Origin of the sequence: Pantoea sp. Ap-967 (assembly GCF_011752565.1) — a bacterium.
Classification (GTDB): domain Bacteria; phylum Pseudomonadota; class Gammaproteobacteria; order Pseudomonadales; family Pseudomonadaceae; genus Aquipseudomonas.
In genome coordinates this window covers 147,818-166,249 of sequence record NZ_VWXK01000001.1, presented here as the reverse complement: position 1 = coordinate 166,249, position 18,432 = coordinate 147,818, and the positions used below count along the sequence as shown (strand labels likewise).

Below are 18,432 nucleotides of genomic sequence, written 5' to 3'. Positions count from 1 at the left end.
CCAAGTAGGCGCCGTTTTGTGGCGCGACAACCTGAGGATCACCCATGGACAACCAGCACAAGAAGATCACCGGCTACCGCGACCTCACCCAGAGCGAGATCGACGGCATGAACTCGATCAAGGCCCTGGAAGCCGACGCCGGCGATCTGTTCAAGCAGATCGGCCAGATCGAAGGCGTGGACCAGCGCACCCTGGCCCTTGCCAAGACCAACCTGCAGCAGGGCTTCATGTGGTTCGTGCGCTCGATTGCCAACCCAGCCGATCCATTCTAAGTATTTGCTATCCAGGCTGAGGCAGCAGAGAACGTCATGGATGCGCCGGCGCTTAAAGCCTTTCCGGTCAGGGATCTCACAGAGTCAAGCATCCCACTCTTCGCGGCATCCTGCAGTTGAGCGCCGAGCGTTTTGCCGGTGATGCTATCGGGGACGGCCTTCAGCACTTCAAGCCCCTTCGCCGTCAGTGTGCATTTATTGAAGGTGTAGGCGTGTTTGGAATCGGGTTCGCCCATCATATAGCCTGAGGTTATGAGCCACTTCAGCGTGGCTGAAAAAAACTCCCCGGGGCGATCAACCTCGCCCGGGAACGCCTCCATGAAGGACATCACGTTCAGTGTTCCAGTAACAGGAAAGGTCTGATACAGCTTCGAAAAAATCAGTCCCGTGATTTTGTCGAAAAGATCAATGTTTGATTCGCTCATGTGTGGGGCCTATCTGAATTTAGGTCGCTCACCAATACCGGCAATCCGCCACCACTTCAAGAAGCAGAATATCTATGACCGCAAAGCAACCCGATTGGGAGGCCATTGAGCGAGCCTTCCGGGCCGGGGCGCTTTCCATCCGTACCATCGCTGACCGTAACGGGGTGAGCGACACCGCGATCAGGAAGAAGGCCAAAGCTTTAGGCTGGGAGCGGGATCTTTCCGAGCAGGTCCGTAAAGAGGTTCGCAACAAGCTGGTTCGCGGTGAGGTTCGCGAAGACCAATGCGCGAACCCTGAGCGGGACGCAGAGATCATCGAAGAGGCGGCAGAAGAGGGCGCGACGGTTGTTCGCAGCCATCGCCGCGACATTCGCAAAGCCGCGAACCTTGCGAACCTGCTGATGGATGACTTGCTCACCACCATCAAGCGCCGCGAGGACATCGAAGACGAGATTGAGCGCGAGACGGCCGACGATGAGAGTGGCTTCCGCCGCAGCTCGATGCTCGCTGCCGTGGCGCTGCCCAGCAACGCCAAGACCCTTTTCCAGCTGTCGTCGGCCATGAAGAACCTGCAGGTGCTTGAGCGCACCGCATTCGGCCTGGACGACAAGGAGCAGTCGAAAGACGCTGACGAGCTGTCGCAGCTGATGGATGAACTATCGAAGGATGCCTGACCATGAAGCCCGAGCACATGAAACTGCTCCGGGACCGGTTCTGGCGGCTGAACAACCTGTACTTCATCACGGACAAGCAGGGCAAGAAGGTCCGCTTCCGGATGACGCAGGAGCAGGTCGATTACTTCCAGGGGATGCACACCCGCAACATCATCCTCAAGGCCAGGCAGCTGGGTTTCACCACACTGGTCTGCATCGTCCAGCTGGACGCCGCGCTGTTCGAGGCCGCCAAGTGCGCCCTGATCGCCCACACCCTGAACGACGCCAAACGCTTGTTCCGGGAGAAGGTGAAGTACGCCTACGATCACTTGCCCATGGAGATCAAGGCAGCCAATCCGGCGAGCAACGACGCCGCGGGCGAGCTGGTATTCAGCAAGGGCGGGTCGCTCTACGTGTCCACGTCCTTCCGGGGCGGCACGCTGCGCTACCTGCACGTTTCCGAGTTCGGGAAGATCTGCGCCAAGTTCCCGCACAAGGCGCGGGAGATCGTCACAGGTGCATTCGAGGCTGTGGCCGCCGAGTGCTTCGTCACCATTGAATCAACTGCCGAGGGCAGGGCCGGGTACTTCTTCGAATACAGCCAGTCTGCTGAGAAGCAGCAGCTGGCCGGCGTGCCCCTGGGCCTGTTGGACTGGAAGTTCTTCTTCTTCAGCTGGTGGCGGAATCCGCTCTACTGGCTGGACCCGACAGATGTCGTCATTCCGGACCGGCTGGCCAAGTACTTCGATGACCTGGCCGCCAAACACGGGATCGTCACCAACCCAGGACAGCGCGCCTGGTACGCCGCCAAGGAAAAGACCCTTGGCGACGACATGAAGCGGGAGTACCCGTCGATACCTGCCGAGGCATTCCAGCAGACGATCGAGGGCGCCTACTACGCCAAGCAGTTCACCAAGCTCTACGCCGCCCAGCGCATCGGCAAACTGCCCGACAACAGCCACCTGCCGGTGCACACCTTCTGGGACATCGGCGTGGGCGACTCCACGGCAATCTGGTTTGTCCGGATCGTCGGCGAGGAATACCACGTCGTCGACTTCTACCAGAACAGCGGCGAGGGCCTGAGGCACTACATGAAGGTGCTGAAGGATCGCGGCTACGAGTACGGCGAGCACTGGGGCCCCCACGACATCGACAACCGGGAATTTGGTAGCGACGGCAAGACCCGGCGCGAACTCGCCCGAGAGGGCTACGAGATCGACGGAGAGAAGTACCGCATGACCTTCCAGGTGGTCCCGAAGCTCGGCGTGGACGAGGGCATTGAGCAGGCGCGGGAAATCCTGCCCAACTGCGCCTTCGACGAAGCCAAGTGCAGCGAGGGTATCACCGCCCTGGAGAGCTATCGCAAGGAGTGGGACGACAAGCGCGGGTGCTGGAAGGACAAGCCGCTCCATGACTGGTCATCCCACCCGGCTGACGGGTTCCGCTATTTCGCCGTTGCCATGGCGCGACGTAAACGCACAGGCGGTGTCCGCCGCATCGGAGGTTTGGCGTAATGCCTGTTCAATCCACCAACCCAGACTACGACGCTCACATCGAAGAGTGGCGGATGATGGACGACGCCTTGGAGGGCGAGGGCGCCATCAAGCGCAGCCCGCGCAACCTGCCCAAGCCCAGCGGCATGACCGAAGCTGAGAAGCTGGACGGAGCGGGCAATGCCTACCTTTACCGGAACTACACCGACCGGGCCCAGTACGAGCACTGGGTGCGAGATTCGCTGCGCTCGATGATGGGGCTGGTATCCCGGCTGATCCCTGAGGTGAAGCTACCCTCGGGGCTGAAGGACCTGGAGGACAATGCCACGGCTGACGGCTTCGGCCTGACCCAGCTGTTCCTGCGGATCGTGCGCCAGGCCATTTCCCATGGCCGGGTGCCGCTGGTGGTCAACATCGATGACCAGGGCCAGCCGTACTTCGCCACCTACGCGGTGCGCAATGCCATCAACTGGGACACTGCCGACCAAGGCGGCCGGCAGGACCTGGTGCTGTCGGTGTTCCGCGAGTTCAGGCGCAAGGAGCAGGACCGTTACAGCCACGAATGCGAGACGGTGTACCGCGAGTTCTACATGGACGGCGCGGTCTGCCGCACGGGCGTGCGCAACGAGGCCGGTGAGCTGATCGAGGATGACCGCCCGCTGGGCACCGTCGACGGCAGCAACAACCTGGTGCGTGGTCTGGACTACATCCCGGTCATCTACTGCGGCTCCACCGACAACTCGCCCGACGTGGACGAAATCCCGCTGCTGACCATGGCCCGGGCCGCGCTGAAGTCGTACCAGCTCAGCGCCGACTACTTCACCGCGCTGCACCAGACCAGCCACCCGCAGCCGTGGGTTTCCGGTCTGGATGAGAGCGTGGAGCTCAGCGTGACCGGGCCGTCTGCGGCTTGGGATCTCGGGCCGAAAGGCCAGTGTGGCTACCTGGAGTTCCAGGGCGCCGGCATCCAGGCCGTTCGCACCGCGATGGAAGATCAGAAAAACGCTGCGCTCGAAGCCGGCGCCAAGGTCATGGACGTTTCGGGCACCGAGTCGGGCGAGGCCCGCAAGACTCGGCAGAACGACCAGCACGCCACGCTGCACAGCATCGTCATCACCGCGGCTGAGGCCATCGAGCAGGCCCTGCGGTACGCCGCAGAGTGGACCGGCTTCAACCCGGACGAGGTGGTCTTCACGGTCAAGCCGGAGTTCGTGATCCCCGAGGTGGATGCCCAGGTGCTGGCTGAGCTGCAGAAGAGTGTCATGGCCGGCACCATCAGCGCCGAAACCTACTGGCAGTACCTCACCACCGGCAAGCTGCCCGAGCGCCCCTACGACGAAGAGGCCGAGCTGATCGGCGACGACCGAGACAGCACCGGCATAGACCTGGACAAAGACGATGGCGAAGAAACCGGAGCAGGCAGCGGACGAGAAGCTGCTGGAGCAGGTAAGCCGCCACTCGGTGCTGCTTGAGCGGCTGAAGGCTGGCGAGGTCCAGAAGTTCGAGACCTACCTGCGCCGAGCTGACAGCCACGTGCGTGACCAGCTCACCCGCAAGGAGCTGACGACCTACGGCCGAAGTCGGCTGGAGGAGTTCCTGAGGCGGGTGGGCGGCAAGCTGCTGGAGATCTACAAGGCCTTCAGCGACCGGATGCAGTCCGACCTGGTTGACATCGCGCAGTACGAGGCAGCGTTCGAAGGCCGCAGCCTGGCCAAGGCGCTGCTGATCGATGCGGTCATGCCGGCAGACTCGCTGCTCAGGGCTGCGATCAACACGCAGCCCCTGCAGGTGGCTGGCGTCGATGGCGGCAAGCTGCTGAAGCCCTTCCTGAGCGGCTGGACGCGCACCGAGTCGGACCGGGTAACCAACGCCATCCGGATGGGGGTGGTGCAGGGCCAGACCAACGCTGAGATCACCCAGGCCATTCGCGGCACTGCGGCGCAGAACTTCACCGACGGCGTGCTGGCGGTCACGAACCGGAGCGCTCGAGCGGTCGTTCAAACCGCGGTGCAGCACGTGGCCACCACCGCGCGCATGGAAACCCTCAAGGCGAACGCCGAGGTGGTGCCGGGCTATCGCATCGTCGCCACCCTGGACCGGAAAACCAGCGTGCAGTGCCGTAGCCTGGATGGCCGCGAGTTCGAGGTAGGCAAGGGGCCGGTGCCACCGTTCCACATCCACTGCCGAACCACCATCACGCCGATCACCAGATTGTCGGCGCTGTTCGGGGAAGGCGCCACGAGGGCAGCTGTGGGCGCTGATGGCGGCGGGCAGGTGTCGGCAAGCCTCAGCTACTACCAGTGGCTGAAAACGCAGCCAGCGGCCTTCCAGGACGCCGCGCTAGGCCCGGTGCGCGGTAAGCTGTTCCGCGATGGCGGGCTGTCTGCCGAGCGTTTCGCCTCCCTGCAACTGGACAAGAACTTCAAGCCGCTGACGCTGGACCAGCTCAAGGAGCTGGAGCCGTTGGCGTTCGACAGGGCGGGAATCTAAGTTAGCATCTTGGCTCTACTCAAGGAGCCAACATGGACCAAGCCATCCAATCGAAGATCGAAGGAGCCCTGAAAGGGCTTTTCACCGCCGTCTCGATGCTTCAAGAGGCCTATCCGGGTAAGCCTTTTACCCCTGATGGGCGTCTAGTCGGAGACATCGGTGAGGTCGTGGCAAGTCTGGCCTACTGCCTGACTCTGAATGAAGGCCTGACCAGGCATCACGATGCGGTCACTGAGGACGGACGCAATGTCCAGATCAAAACGACGTTCGGGACAAGTCTCACGTTCCCGGTCCATCACGTTCCTGACTACTACCTCGGCATTCGCATGAATCGCGACGGTACATTCGAAGAGATCTACAACGGGCCTGGGCATTTGATTAAAGAGCAGTTGGCTCGTCGGAAAGCCACCAAGACAGGCCTGCATGGAGGGCTCATGTCGATGCTCAAACGGGTGAATCAGCTCGTTCCCGACTCCGAGCGAATACCCAAGCGATAAGTCTCATTCTGAACCCGGCCAAGCGCCGGGTTTTTTTATGCCCGCCAGGCGGGCCCATCAAATCCCCAGGGGATAGCCACATGCCTTTTGACTTCGACCCGGCCGCCCACGGCCTCACCCTCGACGAAACCCAAACCGCTGCGCTGAAGGCCGCGCTGGGCGGCGAGGTACAGAAATTCCTGGACGGCGAGGTTTCGGGCCTCAAGTCCAAGAACCGGGAGTTGATCGACTCCAATAAGACCATCAAGAGCGAGCTGGACGGCCTCAAGGGCAAGTTCGAAGGCCTGGATATCGAGGCGGTCAAGGGCCTGCTGGTCAAGGCCGGCCAGGACGAAGAAACCAAGCTGATCGCCGAGGGCAAGCTGGACGAGGTCATCAGCCGCCGCACCGAGCGCCTGCGCACCGACCTGGACAAGCAGGTAAAGGCTGCTAACGAGCGCGCCGACAAGGCCGAAGCCTTCGCTGCCAAGTACAGCGACAAGGTACTGGCTGACTCCATCCGCGCTGCTGCCATCAAGGCCGGCGCGCTGCCCGAGGCTGCCGAGGACATCATCCTCCGCGCTCGCGGCACCTTCAAACTGGGCGAAGACGGCGAGCCCGTTGCCACTAACCGTGCCGGCGAAGTCGTGTACGGGAAGGACGGCAGCACCCCGCTGTCTCCCCTTGAATGGGCGGAATCGCTGCGCGAAACCGCTACCCACCTGTGGCCAAGGGCTCAGGGGGCCGGGCAGACCGGCGACAACGGTGGCAAGGCCACGAAGAAATGGGGCGAGTACACGGAGCAGGAGCGCGCTGCGATCGCTCGTGACAATCCCGATGCGTACAAAAAACTCCAAGCCACCCGAGGAACCTAACCCATGGCATCTACCCAACTGTCGGACATCTTCGTTTCCGACTACTACGGCACTCTGGAGCCGGTGAATTCTCCCGAGAAGACCGCCGTCTACGAGTCGGGCATCATCACCCGCTCGGCCACCCTGGACAACATCGCCAAGAACGGCCAGGGCACCTCCGAAATCAGCTACTGGCAGGATCTCGACGCCGACGAGGCGCCGAACATCTCCAACGATGACCCAGACGACCTGGGCGCCGTAGGCAAGGCCGAGCAGGGCAGCATGCGCGCCCGGACCCTGTACCTCAACAAAGGCTACGGCGTCTCCGACCTCACTGCTGAGCTGGCCAACTCCGAGCCGATGCAGCACATCCGCAACCGCTTCGGCACCTACTGGACCCGCCAGTGGCAGCGTTACCTGATGGGTGCTGGTCGCGGCATCATCGCGGCGAACATCGCCCAGAACGGCGGCGACATGGTGAAGGATGCCGGCGCCTCGATCAGTGCGAACGCCTTCCAGGATGCCGCCTTCACCGCCGGCGACGCTGCCGACATGTTCGGGGCCATCGGTGTGCACTCGGTCGTCATGAACCAGATGGTCAAGCAGGACATGATCGAGTACCTGCGCGACTCGCAGGGCAAGATCATCCTGGCCACCTACCTGGGCAAGCCGGTGTTCATGGATGACGCCCTGACCTACGCGCCAGGCCAGTTCCTCTCGCTGTTCTTCGGCCAAGGCGCCTTCGGCTACGGCGAGGGCGACCCGCACATGCCGGTCGAGATGCAGCGCAAGGCCGATGGCGGCAACGGTGGTGGTGCCGAGGTGCTGTGGGAGCGCAAGACCTACATCCTGCAGCCGGCTGGCTTCAGCTGGCAGGGCAGCGAGAACCGCAACCTGAGCCCGACCGCCGCCCAGTACGCCTCGGCAGCCAACTGGAAGCGCGTGTTCGACCGCAAGCAGGTTCCGTTCGCCGCAGTCATCAGCGGCACCGCCACCCCTTGACCCCATGATGCGGGGCGCCGGCCTGGCGCCCTGCGCAGGAGATCAGCATGAAAGTCATCTACACCAACACCCCGGGCAGCGAGCGCGGCACCTGCTATCGCCGCCTGGACCAGTTCTTCGGCGTGATCGACGGTGCCACCTCGGTATCCGTGCAGGGCGAGGCTCCTCACATCAGCGAGGCCTACCAGCGTCAGGGCATCAGCGTGAGCGAGATCGAGGAAGGTCTGCGCCTGGATGGCCCGACCATCGCTCAGTGGCTGGAGCAGGGCTACAAGGCATCGGCCTACCCGCCTGCAGGCTATGCCGCCACCAGCACTGCGGCAGAGATCGCGAAGGCGCTGGAGGAGGAGGGCGACGGCGATCCCGAAACCGACCCTCACAAGATGAAGGTGCCAGAGCTCAAGGAGTGGCTGACGGCCCAGGGCATCAACTTCGATCCAGCCCTCAACAAGCCCGAGTTGCAGGCCCTGATCCCGTCGAAGGAATAAGCCATGACCGACTTCATTGCCGTCGCTGATGTTGACCAGAAGCTTGGGCAGGGCTGGGAAGGTGACGGTGATGCAGTCCTCGCCGTCGCCATGGCCAACGCCTGGCTGACGGCCAAAATCAAGCGGGCGGTGCCAGACCCAGTGCCGGACGCCATCGTGAGTGCCGGCGCGCAGGTGGCCAAGCTGGCAGCGGCCGGCCAGCTCTACAAGGACACCCAGCGCGAGGTGCAGAGCAAGACCGTGTCGGCCCAGGCTGGCACCTCGACCAGCAAGACCTACGTCGCGGGGTCAGTCGATCGCTCGACCGGCGAGAACTTCGCCCTCGACCTCATCGCACCCTGGACCCGCCGCGCCGGCACCGTAATGCTGAAGCGGGTGTAACTGCCTTCAGTTTCGCCAGGTCTGTTTCAGCTCCTGATCAAACCACTGCTCAGCTACATCGTTCGCGGACATCACGCTCCTGAACTCTAGGTAGTGCCGATAACCTTGGACCCTAAGCCAGTCTTTGAACTCTCCGAAACTCGGATGCCAGCCTGGCGGCTGCGCCTTGGTGCCCGCCCAAGTATGAGCAAGTTGGCGTATCGCCATTTCGCATTCAGCTTTTTTTGTCATGTCCGATCTCTGTCAGGGGGTTGGCTGGAGTTTATTTGAAATGGGCATGCGAGAAGAAATCCAGGCGGAGCTGGCGGAAGCGTTCGATGACCCGGACGGCCTTGCCGATGCCATCAAGCCTGTTGCAGGTAGCCGCACGGTCAAAGGCGGCTATGACCCAGTAATCGGCGGCACCGTCCCGGACTCGATCATCTACTACACCGGGCGCGGCATGTACGGCAGCTACCTGGCCAAGGAAATCGACGGCTCCCGCATCCAGACCCAGGACGCGAAGCTGCTGGTGCTGCAGAACGAACTGTTCGAGGTGCAGGCAGGCGCTGTCACCAATGTGCCGGCTACGCCCAAGATTGGCGACCAGATCAGCGGCCATCGAGCCATCAACGTCACCGAAGATCCGGCCCGGGCAACCTGGACCATTCAACTGAGGAAATGAGATGCCGCGTGGCTCACACATGACCCAGCGGTATGGCGGGCAGCAGGGCGGTTTCGCCGAGGCTATTCGGGCGTTCGCCGAGCAGGCAGAGCAAGCCATGGATGCCACTTTCCGCGAGATCGTGATCGAGATAGGCAGCAGCGTTATTCGCATGTCGCCGGTGGGCAACCCGGAGCTGTGGGCGGCCAATGTCGCGCACCGGACCAAGGCCAACCAGGCCGCAGATGACTACGACTTCAAGGTCGCGGTCCGCAACACCCTAATCAACCTGAACCAGGACAACTTCACCAGGGCCGGCAAGCTGCGCAAGGGCGTGAAGTACGCCAAGCCCCTGACCAAGACCGAGCGCGAGCAGAATTTCGCTACCAATGGCCTGGTAGCAGGGCAGGGCTACGTCGGCGGGCGATTCCGGGGCAACTGGCAGTTTTCCATTGATTCGCCGGCAACCGAAGAGCTCGACCGCATCGACCCGTCGGGCAGCGAGGCCATTACCGCGCTGATCACGCAAGTGCAGGCGCTGACCATAGGCCAGACCGCCTACATCGTGAACAACCTGGCGTATGCGGTGCCGCTGGAATACGGCCACTCAACCCAGGCGCCGGCCGGCATGGTCCGGGTCACCCTGGCCAACTTCCAGCGCATCGTCGACGAAGCCATCAGGAACAACAGCGTATGAGCCATGCAAGAGCCCGTCAGGCCATCGAGATCAAGTTGATGGCCTGGGCCACGGCGCGCCCGATCCGCGTCGCGAACTTCGAACAAGAATTTGCAGCCTTGCCGGGCGAAACCTACCTGCAGGCCTACCAGCTGCCCGGGGCAACCACCTGCCGCTACCTGGGCGGCGATGCCTACGAATACACCGGCGTGTATCAGGTCAGCATCACTTGCCCGGCGGGCCAGGCCCTGGCGACTGCCGAAGCCCTGGTCGACGAGCTCAGCGCCCTGTTCCGGGTTGATTCTGAGCTGAGCCGCAACGGCTTCGAGGGCATGGTCACCGAGCCGGTTGACCAGGGCCCAACCATCACCGAGTCGGCGACCTACACGGTCCCGGCCAGCTTCACCTACCGCGGCGTCGCGGACCAACCGCCCGCTGGGGCGTAACTAACCGCCGCCCGGCGGGCTATCAAGAGGAAATACACCATGGCCGCACGCTTCCCGCTGCCGAACGGCGCAGTGCTGGAGATTGCACGTGTCATCGGCTCTGCCGTCCCATTCACCGCGCTGACCAACGCCAAGCCGCCCGTGGCGACTTCAGCCGATCACAACATCCAGAACGGCGATGTTCTCCTGGTCAACTCCGGCTGGGCGCTGATCAATGACCGCGCCGTTAAGGCATCCAATGTCGCTGCCGATGCGTTCTCTCTGGGCGGCCTGGACACCAGCGACATTGAGCTGTTCACCGCGGGCGCGGGCATCGGCTCCGTATTGCCGGTATCCGACTGGGTGCAGATCTCCAAAGTCACCTCCTTCAACTCCGCCGGCGGCGAACAGCAGTACACCACCGTCGGGTATCTGGAGGATGACGACGACAAGCAGTACCCGGCCAACCGTAACCCACGCACTCTGACCATCGCGGTCGAGGATCAGCCCAGCGCTGCCTACGTGGAAACCGTGGAGGGTTATGACGCCTCGAAAGAGCTGACGGTGATCCGCCTGAAGCTCCGCAACGGTGACCAGATCCTGTACCCGGGCTACGTCAGCATCACCCCCGATCCAACCATGGAGCGGAACAACGTGATGACCCGAACCATCAGCGTCGGCCTGTCGGCTCGCTCGCTTCGTTACCTGGCCGGTGCCTAAGGAGAACCCATGGCGAAGATCAAAATTGCGCAGAACCCGACCTTCACCGCCTTGGTTCAGGTTCCGCGTATCGGCGGCGAGTCGGTGCCCGTGGAGTTCCAGTTTCGCTACATGGACCGCATGACCCTTGCCGGCATGTTTGATCGCTGGAACAAGGCGCGCGATGCCTGGGCGGAGAAGGCGAAGAACGACGGGGCGACCTGGGAAGAGGTTACCGCCGGCGAGATTGACCTGCAGGCCGAGCAGTTGGGCGAGATCGTCACCGGCTGGGATCTGGAGGACAAGTTCAGCCAGAAAGCGATCCTCGACTTGGTGCGCACCTGCACCGGCGCGCCAAAAGCAGTGACCGACGCCTTCCAGGCGGCCTATAGCCCAGCCCGCCTGGGAAACTGAGGGCGGCGGCCCGGGCCTGCTACGAGCCTGGGCCATCCGCTGAGCAGTTGGCGGCCCTGGGACTCACCCCAGAAGACATCGACGAGGAAGAGGTTGAGGTCTGGCCAGACGCTTGGACCGCCTTCCGTCTGTTCGATGCGCTGGGCACTCAGTGGCGGGTCGGGCAGGGCGGTGCTTCTGGCCTGGACTACACCGCCATCCCCGCAACGGCCTCAATGCTCGGCATCAAGCGCCGCGACCTCACCGACATTTTCCCCGATCTCCGCGTCATGGAGGTTGAGGCCTTGGCCGTCATGGCCGAATCGATGGAGTAGATCATGACCACCATTGCCTCTCTCGGTCTTCAGATCGACTCCGGTGATGCCGTCGAGGCCAAGGACAACCTCGACCAACTGACGGACGCGGGCAAGCGCAGCGAGGAGTCCGCCGGCAAGACCGGTCGCGCGTGGGAGTCGGCCCTGGGCAGCCTGCAGGGCGACACCCGGCAGATCGTCCAGGAGCTGCAGTCGCTCAACGCCAAGCAGGCCGAGCTGGCCCAGCAGATGGCTACCGTGGGGCGCGCCGTTACCAGCGCATCCCAGGCCTTCAGTAGCGCTGCAGCGAACATGGGGGCATTCCAGGCCGAAGCCGCGCAGGCTGGCAAGGCACAGGAGGCGCTGACCAGTGCTACTGATGCCGGCGCCCAGGCCGGCCGGCGCGCTGCCGAATCCGCCGACGAGCAACAGGCCAGGATTCTGGCCGTGGCTAAAGCCTCGCTGGAGGCCAGCCAGTACGTTCAGTCGCTCAATCGGGCCACAGAGCACACCGCCGAGGTCACCTCCCAGGCGAACGCCGTACTGTCGGACAGCGCAAGTCGGCAGGCTGCCATCAATAGTCGGGCTCAAGCCCTCATTGCCACAGAGGAGCGCCAGGCGGAGGCGGCGAAGAAGGCTGCCGGCGCGTATCGGGAGGAAGGCCAGGCTCTGGAGGAGCTGCTGGGTAAGATCGACCCGACCGTCGCAGCAATGAGCCGGCTCGACCAGATGGAGCAGAAGCTGAAGGGCTTCCGCACCAGTGGCGCGCTCGATGCCGAGACTTTCAGCGAGTACCAGACGAAGATCGATCAGGCTCGCACGGCGCTGGGCGGCGCCGATACCGCGCTGAGCAAGACTGGCATGACCGCCAAGGCTACGGCTGCGGCCCTGCGAAACGTGCCCGCCCAGTTCACTGACATTGTGGTTTCACTGCAGGGCGGCCAGGCGCCGCTCACTGTGCTGCTGCAACAGGGCGGTCAGCTCAAGGACATGTTCGGCGGCGTGGGCCCGGCTGTTAAGGCTCTCGGCGGCTACGTCCTCGGTCTGGTCAACCCATTCACGGTCGCGGCTGCAGCGGTCGGCGTGCTCGGTTATGCCTACTACTCGGGAAGTGAAGAGGCGGTCCGATTCCAGAAGGCGCTGATCACCTCCGGCAATGCCGCCGGCACCACTTCGGACCGGCTTTCCGGCATGTCGCGCGAGGTAGCGACTACCGTTGGCACCACTGGCGCCGCAGCTGAAGTGCTCACCCAGTTAGCCGGTAGCGGAAAAATCGCCTCCGACAGCTTTGTCGAGATCACCGAGGCTGCCTTGGAGTGGCGCTCCGCGACCGGCAAGGCCGTCGAAGAGACTGTCGCCGAGTTCGTGAAGATCGGCAAAGACCCGGTGACGGCGGCCAAGGAGCTCAACGAGCAGTACAACTTCCTCACCGCGTCGACCTACTCGCAGATCGTCGCGTTGAAAGAGCAGGGCGACACCATCGGGGCTGCCAAACTTCTCACCGACACCTACGTCGATACCATCAAGAATCGCAGCAAGGAAGTCACCGAGAACCTGTCGATCTGGGAGCGCGGCTGGAAGGCGCTGCGCGGCGAGGTGGCTGCAACGGTGGATTCGGTCAAGAACATTGGCCGGGACCAGGACATCGCGAGCCAAATCGTTGATCTCCAGCGCCAAGTGGCCGCAGCGCAGAGCGCGGTGAATGCTGACAAAGACGACATCGATGCCCAGAAAAAGCTCACTAACGCCAATCTTGAGCTGAAGGGGCTTATCCAGCAGCGTGACACGCTTGCAGCGATAGCCAGCGCCCGTGCTCTGGACACCCAGCAGCAACAGGCGGCGGTGGTTGCAATCGGCAAGATCGACGCCTTGGAGAAGTCCGCCAGAACCAACGCCGAAAAGCGGGCTGACGCGCTGAAGGAATACAGCAAGTCGCTGGATGCCATCCGCAAGGTCAACCCAAATGATGAGCGGCTGAAACCCGAGAACATCGCCAGGGTAAAGGCCGATATCGCCAAGCAGTTCAAAGACGCGGCCGGCCGAACTGGATCAGTCGACCTCTCAGCCTTCAACGACCAGAAGAACGCGCTGAGCGCCATTCTGGCTGAGTACAAGAACCATCAGAAGGAGCTTGATGCGGCGCAGAAGGCGGGACTGATCTCTCAGGAATCGTATGCGTCTCAGCGCGCAGCCATCATCGAGCAGCAGAGCGCCGAGGTCACCCACGCCTACGAGGCCGAAATCAAAGCCTTGGAGGAGGCCAAAGGGAAGAGCACCACCAGCGCTCAGCAGCGAATCCAGTTGGACCAGAAGATTGCCGACGCCCGCGCCGCCATGGTCAAGGCGCAGAAGGACGCTGACACCGAACTTGCGGTGCTGGCGACCAATGAGCAGGGGCGGCTGGCCAAGCAGGCCAGGGCAGTGCAGACCTACACCGACGCGCTCGGCCAGCAGGTCGCGGCGTTGAGGCTACAAGGGCAGCGTTCCGCCGACAGCCTGGGCCTGGGCGACCGCCAGCGCGGCTTGCAGGACCAGCAGAACGGCATCACCGATCGAATGAACCAGCAGCGCCTGGATCTGGCGAACCAATACGGCGATGGCTCGCGGGGCATGAGCCTCGATGAGTACAACCAGAAGCTGGCGGCCCTCAACAAGACCGAGAGGGACCTGCAGGAAGCCACAATCGCCAACTACGACGCCATGACGGTGGCCCAGGGCGATTGGCGCAAGGGTGCCTCCTCAGCCTTCCAGAATTACCTGGACCAGGCTCGGGATGTCGCCGGGCAGACCAAGTCACTGTTCACCAGTGCCTACTCCAACATGGAAAGTTCGATCGTGAACTTCGCCATCACAGGCAAGGCGTCCTTCTCGGACTTCACCAAGTCGGTCCTGGCGGACATGGCTCGCATTGCTGCCCAGCAAGCAGCGTCGGGGCTGTTGGGCAGCCTTGTGAGCTTCGGGATGTCGGCGGCTTCCGCTTATTTCGGCGGTGGTACCGGCAATGGAATGGCCGCGGGCTCTGCTGGTGCCGTTTCCTCAAACCTCGGTGCGTCCCAAGCTGGCTACTCCAGCGCTTACTTTCCACAAGCACTTGGCGGCGCCTGGTCAAATGGCGTTCAGATGTTCGCTGACGGCGGGGCTTTTACCAACTCAATTGTCAGCACTCCAACCGCCTTCGGCATGGCAGGGGGCAAGTTGGGGGTGATGGGTGAGGCCGGTGATGAGGCTGTCATGCCTCTGACAAGAACGTCTGGAGGACAACTTGGTGTGCGCGCGGTAGGCGGGGTTGGTGGCGGAACATCGATCTCCCTGTCCGCTCCGGTCAGCATCGTTACAGAAGACCGCAGCAATGAGGGCATGGAGCTTGACCAGGCAGCACTGCAGCGAAATATGGAGTCGCAGATGAAATCCGCAGCTGAGAAAGCTGTTGCGGACTCGTGGCGGCCAGGCGGGCTCAGCTATCGAAATACGCAGGGGAGGCGCTGATGGCGATCGAGAAGTTCAGTTGGCCTACCCAGCGCGGCGAAACGCCAGAAATAACCTACCGAACCCGCGAGTCCCGCTTCGGCGGCGGCTATCGGCAGGTAGTTGGCGATGGCCCCAATAACAAGGAAGACAGCTACCCAGTCACTGTTTTCGGCACGAAGGCCCAGGTCCGCAAGATCATGGAGTTCTTTGACCGACACGGTGGCGCCAAGGCCTTCCTGTGGGCCACGCCACTCGGTGATCTGGGATTGTTCACGTGTGCGGATCCCAAGCCCATTCCAGTGGGCGGCGGCCGGTTTAAGGTCACTGCCACATTCGAGCGGGCGTATCACCCATAAGGACCTACCATGTCACTGATCAAGGACATCCAGACCCTGGAGCCTGGCGACGAGGTGCTGTTGTTTGAGCTCGACGGTTCGGACTTCGGCGCGGATGTCCTACGGTTCCATGGGCACGCAATACCCCATTCCCCAGAAGAACTTGCTGTAGCTGGTGTGAACGCTGACCAGTTGCCAGCTAAGTCGATTTGGTGGCAAGGCAACGAGTACGGCGCCTGGCCCATGCAGATCGACGGCATCGAAGCGAACTCTGATGGTACTACGGTGCGACCTACTTTAACTGTCGGCAACGTCAACGGCAGGATCACCGCACTGTGCCTGGCCTTTGAAAACCTCCTCGAATTCAAGCTGACCATGCGCCTCACCATGGGGAAATACCTGGATGCAGAAAATTTTCCCAGAGGCAATCCAGAGGCAGCTCCCACCGAGGAGGCTCTGGAGGTCTGGTACATCGACCAGAAAATCTCAGAGGGCGGGACCACGGTGGCTTGGGAATTAGCCAGCCCTGGGGATGTAGGCGGCGAGACTATTGGCCGGCAGATGACACAGCTTTGCCACTGGGCAATGACTGCCGGCTACCGCGGCCCGAACTGTGGCTACACCGGCCCATACTTCGACCTTGATGGTAACCCCACGGACGACCCCGCCAAGGATCAGTGCAACGGCTGCCTGGATTCGGGCTGCACGGTCCGTCATGGGCAAGGCAACCCACTTCCATTTGGCGGCTACCCGGCCGTTTCCCTTATCGCGCGGAGCTGACCATGCGCAAACACATTCTCGCCGCCGTGCAAGCGCACGCCGCCGCTGAATACCCGCGCGAGTGCTGCGGGCTGATCGTTGCCGTAGGGCGCGCCCACCGATATGTGCCCTGCGAGAACACCGCGACCGACCCGGCCGAAGAGTTCCGCATCTCCCCAGAGCAGTACGCGGCAGCTGAAGACCTGGGTCAGGTGATTGGCATTGTGCACTCTCACCCTGACGCCACCAGCAGGCCGTCGCCCCGCGACTTTGCCATGTGCGAAGCCACGGGTCTGCCCTGGTACATCCTTTCGTGGCCGGAGGGTGACTTGCGCACCATCACCCCGACCGGTCACACGCCGCTGATGGGCAGGCCGTTCGTGCACGGGGCCTGGGACTGCTGGCAGGTCTGCGCCGACTGGTACAAGCGGGAGTGGGGGCTGGAGTTTCCGGCATACGCCCGGGAGGAGGGCTGGTGGGAGCACGCAGACGGCCCGAGTCTGTATGAGCAGGCCTATGAGGCTGCCGGCTTCTACCAGGTCAGCCAGCCTCAGCGGGGGGACATGATCGTCATGGCCATTGGGCGGACTGCCCACCCTAACCACGCCGGCATATACCTGGGCGACGCCGCGCAACTGCCCGAGGAGCATGCTCAGATCTTCGGCCCTGGGCCCTTCATGCTTCACCACCTGCTCGGCAGACCATCAGAAATCATCGTGTTCGGCGGGCCATGGCTCGACCGGACGCGCCTTGTGTTGCGTCATCGGGACGCGAAGTGAAGCGGATTGGCCGAAGAGGTCGAGAATGAGTAATCAGAAAGCTGATGCTGTTGCGGTGTGCAGGCTTGAGACGAGGATCGATCCAAGAGCCAATGTGGTTCCTGTGACGTCGTCGGCGCCATGTAACTGGGACGACAGAGAAGTCGTCCCTTTACGGCAGGATGGACCATGGGATCCACGGGAGTTGCTATTTGTTGGGCTTTGTTGTGAACTCGAACCGAAAGGTGTTTGAGTCGAAGTCCATCAGAAGAATGCCATTGCTCAGAAACTGCATACCAAGAACGGCATCGTACGATCGCCCATGCTTTCTCAAAGGAACCGAGACGAACTCAGCGGACTGCCTGTAGTGGGATGACGACTCTGGAAGTTCGAATAGTGCCGGGTAGACTGGCTCGATTGTTGTCGCGGCAGCCGAGTGAACGGTCGTTGTTCGCTCACTTATGAAGCCATGTTGCTTTGCAAAATCTTCGTCGATATACACGCCTGCTGCGCCTGTATCAATCAGTGCAGTGATTTCATACCGATTTGAGCCAGGCACCTCGTGTGATGGTGAAGAAGGTAATGCTGGCTGCATCACCATTCGGACTACCGGAATGGTTGGTTGGCTCACCGGCAGGTTTGTAATTGTCTCCCCGGGCTGCAAGAAATTAATTGGAGCCCCTTTTGGTAGCCTTGGTTCTTTACTCATGGAGATTCCCTTCGTGAAACGCCGCGGTCCATGGGTTTTCCGGCAGCGGACCGGGGCGGTTCGTTAGTTATGCGTTGGTCTTTTCGCTTGACTTATGAAACCTTGGCGACAAAGCAATCGAAACGTGGTTTTCGACAAGCTCTCGGTCTTCCTTGGTGCCAATGCTGATGGAAGCCAGGGCTGCTTTTCGTGCCTGCTCCAAGGCTTTGCTGTCATCTTGAAGCACGTTGATCAAGCCAAGCACAATTGCTTTCAAGGCATATATTTCTAGCGACAGATTGTCTGGTTGGCTCACGTATAACCCTCCTTGAGTGAGGGCACAACGCTACTACGCCTGGATCCAGTTCCGTTACTGGGTTTCCGTCCAGGGTGGATGGGTGGACAGGCTTACGTTAGGATGCCGATTTGATGTGAGGGAACACTATGGTCAATGCGGTATCTTTCAGTCTTAGCGATGCTGAGTTCGCAACGATTCCGGCTACTCGGACTCTGTGTAGAGGAGCAAAGGCGAATGAGCATGGCTCTTGGGTGGGGGTGGATTATCTGATTCTCTGCTCACAGCATTGCCCGACGTGGGTTGCAAAGATTCAGGACATTATCCTCCCTCGCGAGGCTGATGGCCCGCTGTGCTTTAGGTTTTCTGAAATAAGGTCTGTATGGGGTAAGGGGGGAGACCCCGAGTACCTCACTGCCTATAAGCCCTACCGCGTCAATGGGTA

Annotated in this window: 23 protein-coding genes; 20 read left to right on the top strand and 3 right to left on the bottom strand. The window is 61.9% G+C overall.

Annotated features, from left to right (window positions below; translation table 11 throughout):
- Positions 1-44: 44 nt before the first annotated feature.
- Positions 45-272: a hypothetical protein gene (locus F3J45_RS00820; RefSeq protein ID WP_167055735.1), complete on the top strand. Its 228-nt coding sequence runs from the start codon at positions 45-47 to the stop codon at positions 270-272.
- Here the strand turns inward: F3J45_RS00820 and F3J45_RS00815 are convergent.
- A complete protein-coding gene (locus tag F3J45_RS00815) occupies positions 269-697 on the bottom strand; it encodes a hypothetical protein (RefSeq protein ID WP_167055731.1) in 429 nt (142 codons plus the stop codon). The two genes, F3J45_RS00820 and F3J45_RS00815, sit on opposite strands and share 4 nt — an antisense overlap.
- A gap of 74 nt (positions 698-771) precedes the next feature.
- On the opposite strand from F3J45_RS00815, the gene F3J45_RS00810 reads away from it, so the two are divergent.
- The 19 genes from F3J45_RS00810 (at position 772) to F3J45_RS00720 (ending at position 17,025) form a co-directional block, all read left to right on the top strand.
- A complete protein-coding gene (locus F3J45_RS00810) occupies positions 772-1,371 on the top strand; it encodes a hypothetical protein (protein WP_167055728.1) in 600 nt (199 codons plus the stop codon).
- Positions 1,372-1,373: 2 nt separating this feature from the next.
- Positions 1,374-2,864 carry a terminase gene (locus F3J45_RS00805; protein WP_167055725.1) on the top strand — a complete coding sequence of 497 codons (1,491 nt, stop codon included), beginning with the start codon at positions 1,374-1,376 and terminating at the stop codon, positions 2,862-2,864.
- On the top strand, positions 2,864-4,315 hold the full coding sequence (locus tag F3J45_RS00800; protein WP_167055722.1) for a DUF4055 domain-containing protein: 1,452 nt from the start codon (positions 2,864-2,866) through the stop codon (positions 4,313-4,315). The genes F3J45_RS00805 and F3J45_RS00800 overlap by 1 nt, the downstream gene beginning before the upstream one ends.
- Entirely contained in the window at positions 4,242-5,333 is a 1,092-nt protein-coding gene (locus F3J45_RS00795) for a minor capsid protein (RefSeq protein ID WP_167055718.1), read from the top strand. The genes F3J45_RS00800 and F3J45_RS00795 overlap by 74 nt, the downstream gene beginning before the upstream one ends.
- Before the next feature lie 32 nt (positions 5,334-5,365).
- A complete protein-coding gene (locus F3J45_RS00790) occupies positions 5,366-5,830 on the top strand; it encodes a hypothetical protein (RefSeq protein WP_167055715.1) in 465 nt (154 codons plus the stop codon).
- A gap of 80 nt (positions 5,831-5,910) precedes the next feature.
- Positions 5,911-6,684 carry a hypothetical protein gene (locus F3J45_RS00785; RefSeq protein ID WP_167055710.1) on the top strand — a complete coding sequence of 258 codons (774 nt, stop codon included), beginning with the start codon at positions 5,911-5,913 and terminating at the stop codon, positions 6,682-6,684.
- Between the two features lie 3 nt (positions 6,685-6,687).
- Positions 6,688-7,665 (top strand): major capsid protein, encoded by a 978-nt coding sequence (locus tag F3J45_RS00780; protein WP_167055707.1) that lies wholly within the window; start codon positions 6,688-6,690, stop codon positions 7,663-7,665.
- A gap of 47 nt (positions 7,666-7,712) precedes the next feature.
- The gene (locus F3J45_RS00775) at positions 7,713-8,153 is read left to right on the top strand and encodes a hypothetical protein (protein ID WP_167055705.1); all 441 of its coding nucleotides are present in this window, start codon (positions 7,713-7,715) and stop codon (positions 8,151-8,153) included.
- Positions 8,154-8,156: 3 nt separating this feature from the next.
- Positions 8,157-8,534 carry a hypothetical protein gene (locus F3J45_RS00770; protein ID WP_167055702.1) on the top strand — a complete coding sequence of 126 codons (378 nt, stop codon included), beginning with the start codon at positions 8,157-8,159 and terminating at the stop codon, positions 8,532-8,534.
- Positions 8,535-8,805: 271 nt separating this feature from the next.
- Entirely contained in the window at positions 8,806-9,198 is a 393-nt protein-coding gene (locus F3J45_RS00765; RefSeq protein ID WP_167055699.1) for a hypothetical protein, read from the top strand.
- A 1-nt stretch (position 9,199) separates the two neighbouring features.
- The gene (locus tag F3J45_RS00760) at positions 9,200-9,874 is read left to right on the top strand and encodes a hypothetical protein (protein ID WP_167055696.1); all 675 of its coding nucleotides are present in this window, start codon (positions 9,200-9,202) and stop codon (positions 9,872-9,874) included.
- A complete protein-coding gene (locus F3J45_RS00755; protein WP_167055693.1) occupies positions 9,871-10,299 on the top strand; it encodes a phage tail terminator-like protein in 429 nt (142 codons plus the stop codon). Before F3J45_RS00760 ends, F3J45_RS00755 begins: the two co-directional genes overlap by 4 nt.
- 39 nt (positions 10,300-10,338) lie before the next feature.
- Complete coding sequence (locus tag F3J45_RS00750) at positions 10,339-10,998, top strand: phage tail protein (protein WP_167055690.1); 660 nt, start codon at positions 10,339-10,341, stop codon at positions 10,996-10,998.
- A gap of 9 nt (positions 10,999-11,007) precedes the next feature.
- A complete protein-coding gene (locus tag F3J45_RS00745; RefSeq protein ID WP_167055687.1) occupies positions 11,008-11,391 on the top strand; it encodes a phage tail assembly chaperone in 384 nt (127 codons plus the stop codon).
- Between the two features lie 47 nt (positions 11,392-11,438).
- Positions 11,439-11,705, top strand: coding sequence for a DUF1799 domain-containing protein (locus tag F3J45_RS00740; protein WP_167055683.1), 267 nt, complete (start codon positions 11,439-11,441; stop codon positions 11,703-11,705).
- Positions 11,706-11,708: 3 nt separating this feature from the next.
- Positions 11,709-15,170, top strand: a complete 3,462-nt coding sequence (locus F3J45_RS00735) for a phage tail tape measure protein (protein ID WP_167055680.1) — start codon at positions 11,709-11,711, stop codon at positions 15,168-15,170.
- A complete protein-coding gene (locus F3J45_RS00730) occupies positions 15,170-15,508 on the top strand; it encodes a phage tail protein (protein ID WP_167055677.1) in 339 nt (112 codons plus the stop codon). The genes F3J45_RS00735 and F3J45_RS00730 overlap by 1 nt, the downstream gene beginning before the upstream one ends.
- Before the next feature lie 9 nt (positions 15,509-15,517).
- Positions 15,518-16,267 (top strand): phage minor tail protein L, encoded by a 750-nt coding sequence (locus F3J45_RS00725; protein ID WP_167055674.1) that lies wholly within the window; start codon positions 15,518-15,520, stop codon positions 16,265-16,267.
- A gap of 2 nt (positions 16,268-16,269) precedes the next feature.
- Positions 16,270-17,025, top strand: a complete 756-nt coding sequence (locus tag F3J45_RS00720; protein ID WP_167055670.1) for a C40 family peptidase — start codon at positions 16,270-16,272, stop codon at positions 17,023-17,025.
- Positions 17,026-17,212: 187 nt separating this feature from the next.
- Here F3J45_RS00720 and F3J45_RS00715 read toward each other — a convergent pair whose 3' ends face one another.
- Together F3J45_RS00715 and F3J45_RS00710 are read right to left on the bottom strand one after the other, a co-directional pair.
- The gene (locus tag F3J45_RS00715; protein ID WP_167055667.1) at positions 17,213-17,713 is read right to left on the bottom strand and encodes a retropepsin-like aspartic protease; all 501 of its coding nucleotides are present in this window, start codon (positions 17,711-17,713) and stop codon (positions 17,213-17,215) included.
- Between the two features lie 67 nt (positions 17,714-17,780).
- The gene (locus tag F3J45_RS00710) at positions 17,781-18,008 is read right to left on the bottom strand and encodes a hypothetical protein (protein ID WP_167055664.1); all 228 of its coding nucleotides are present in this window, start codon (positions 18,006-18,008) and stop codon (positions 17,781-17,783) included.
- Between the last annotated feature and the right edge of the window lie 424 nt (positions 18,009-18,432).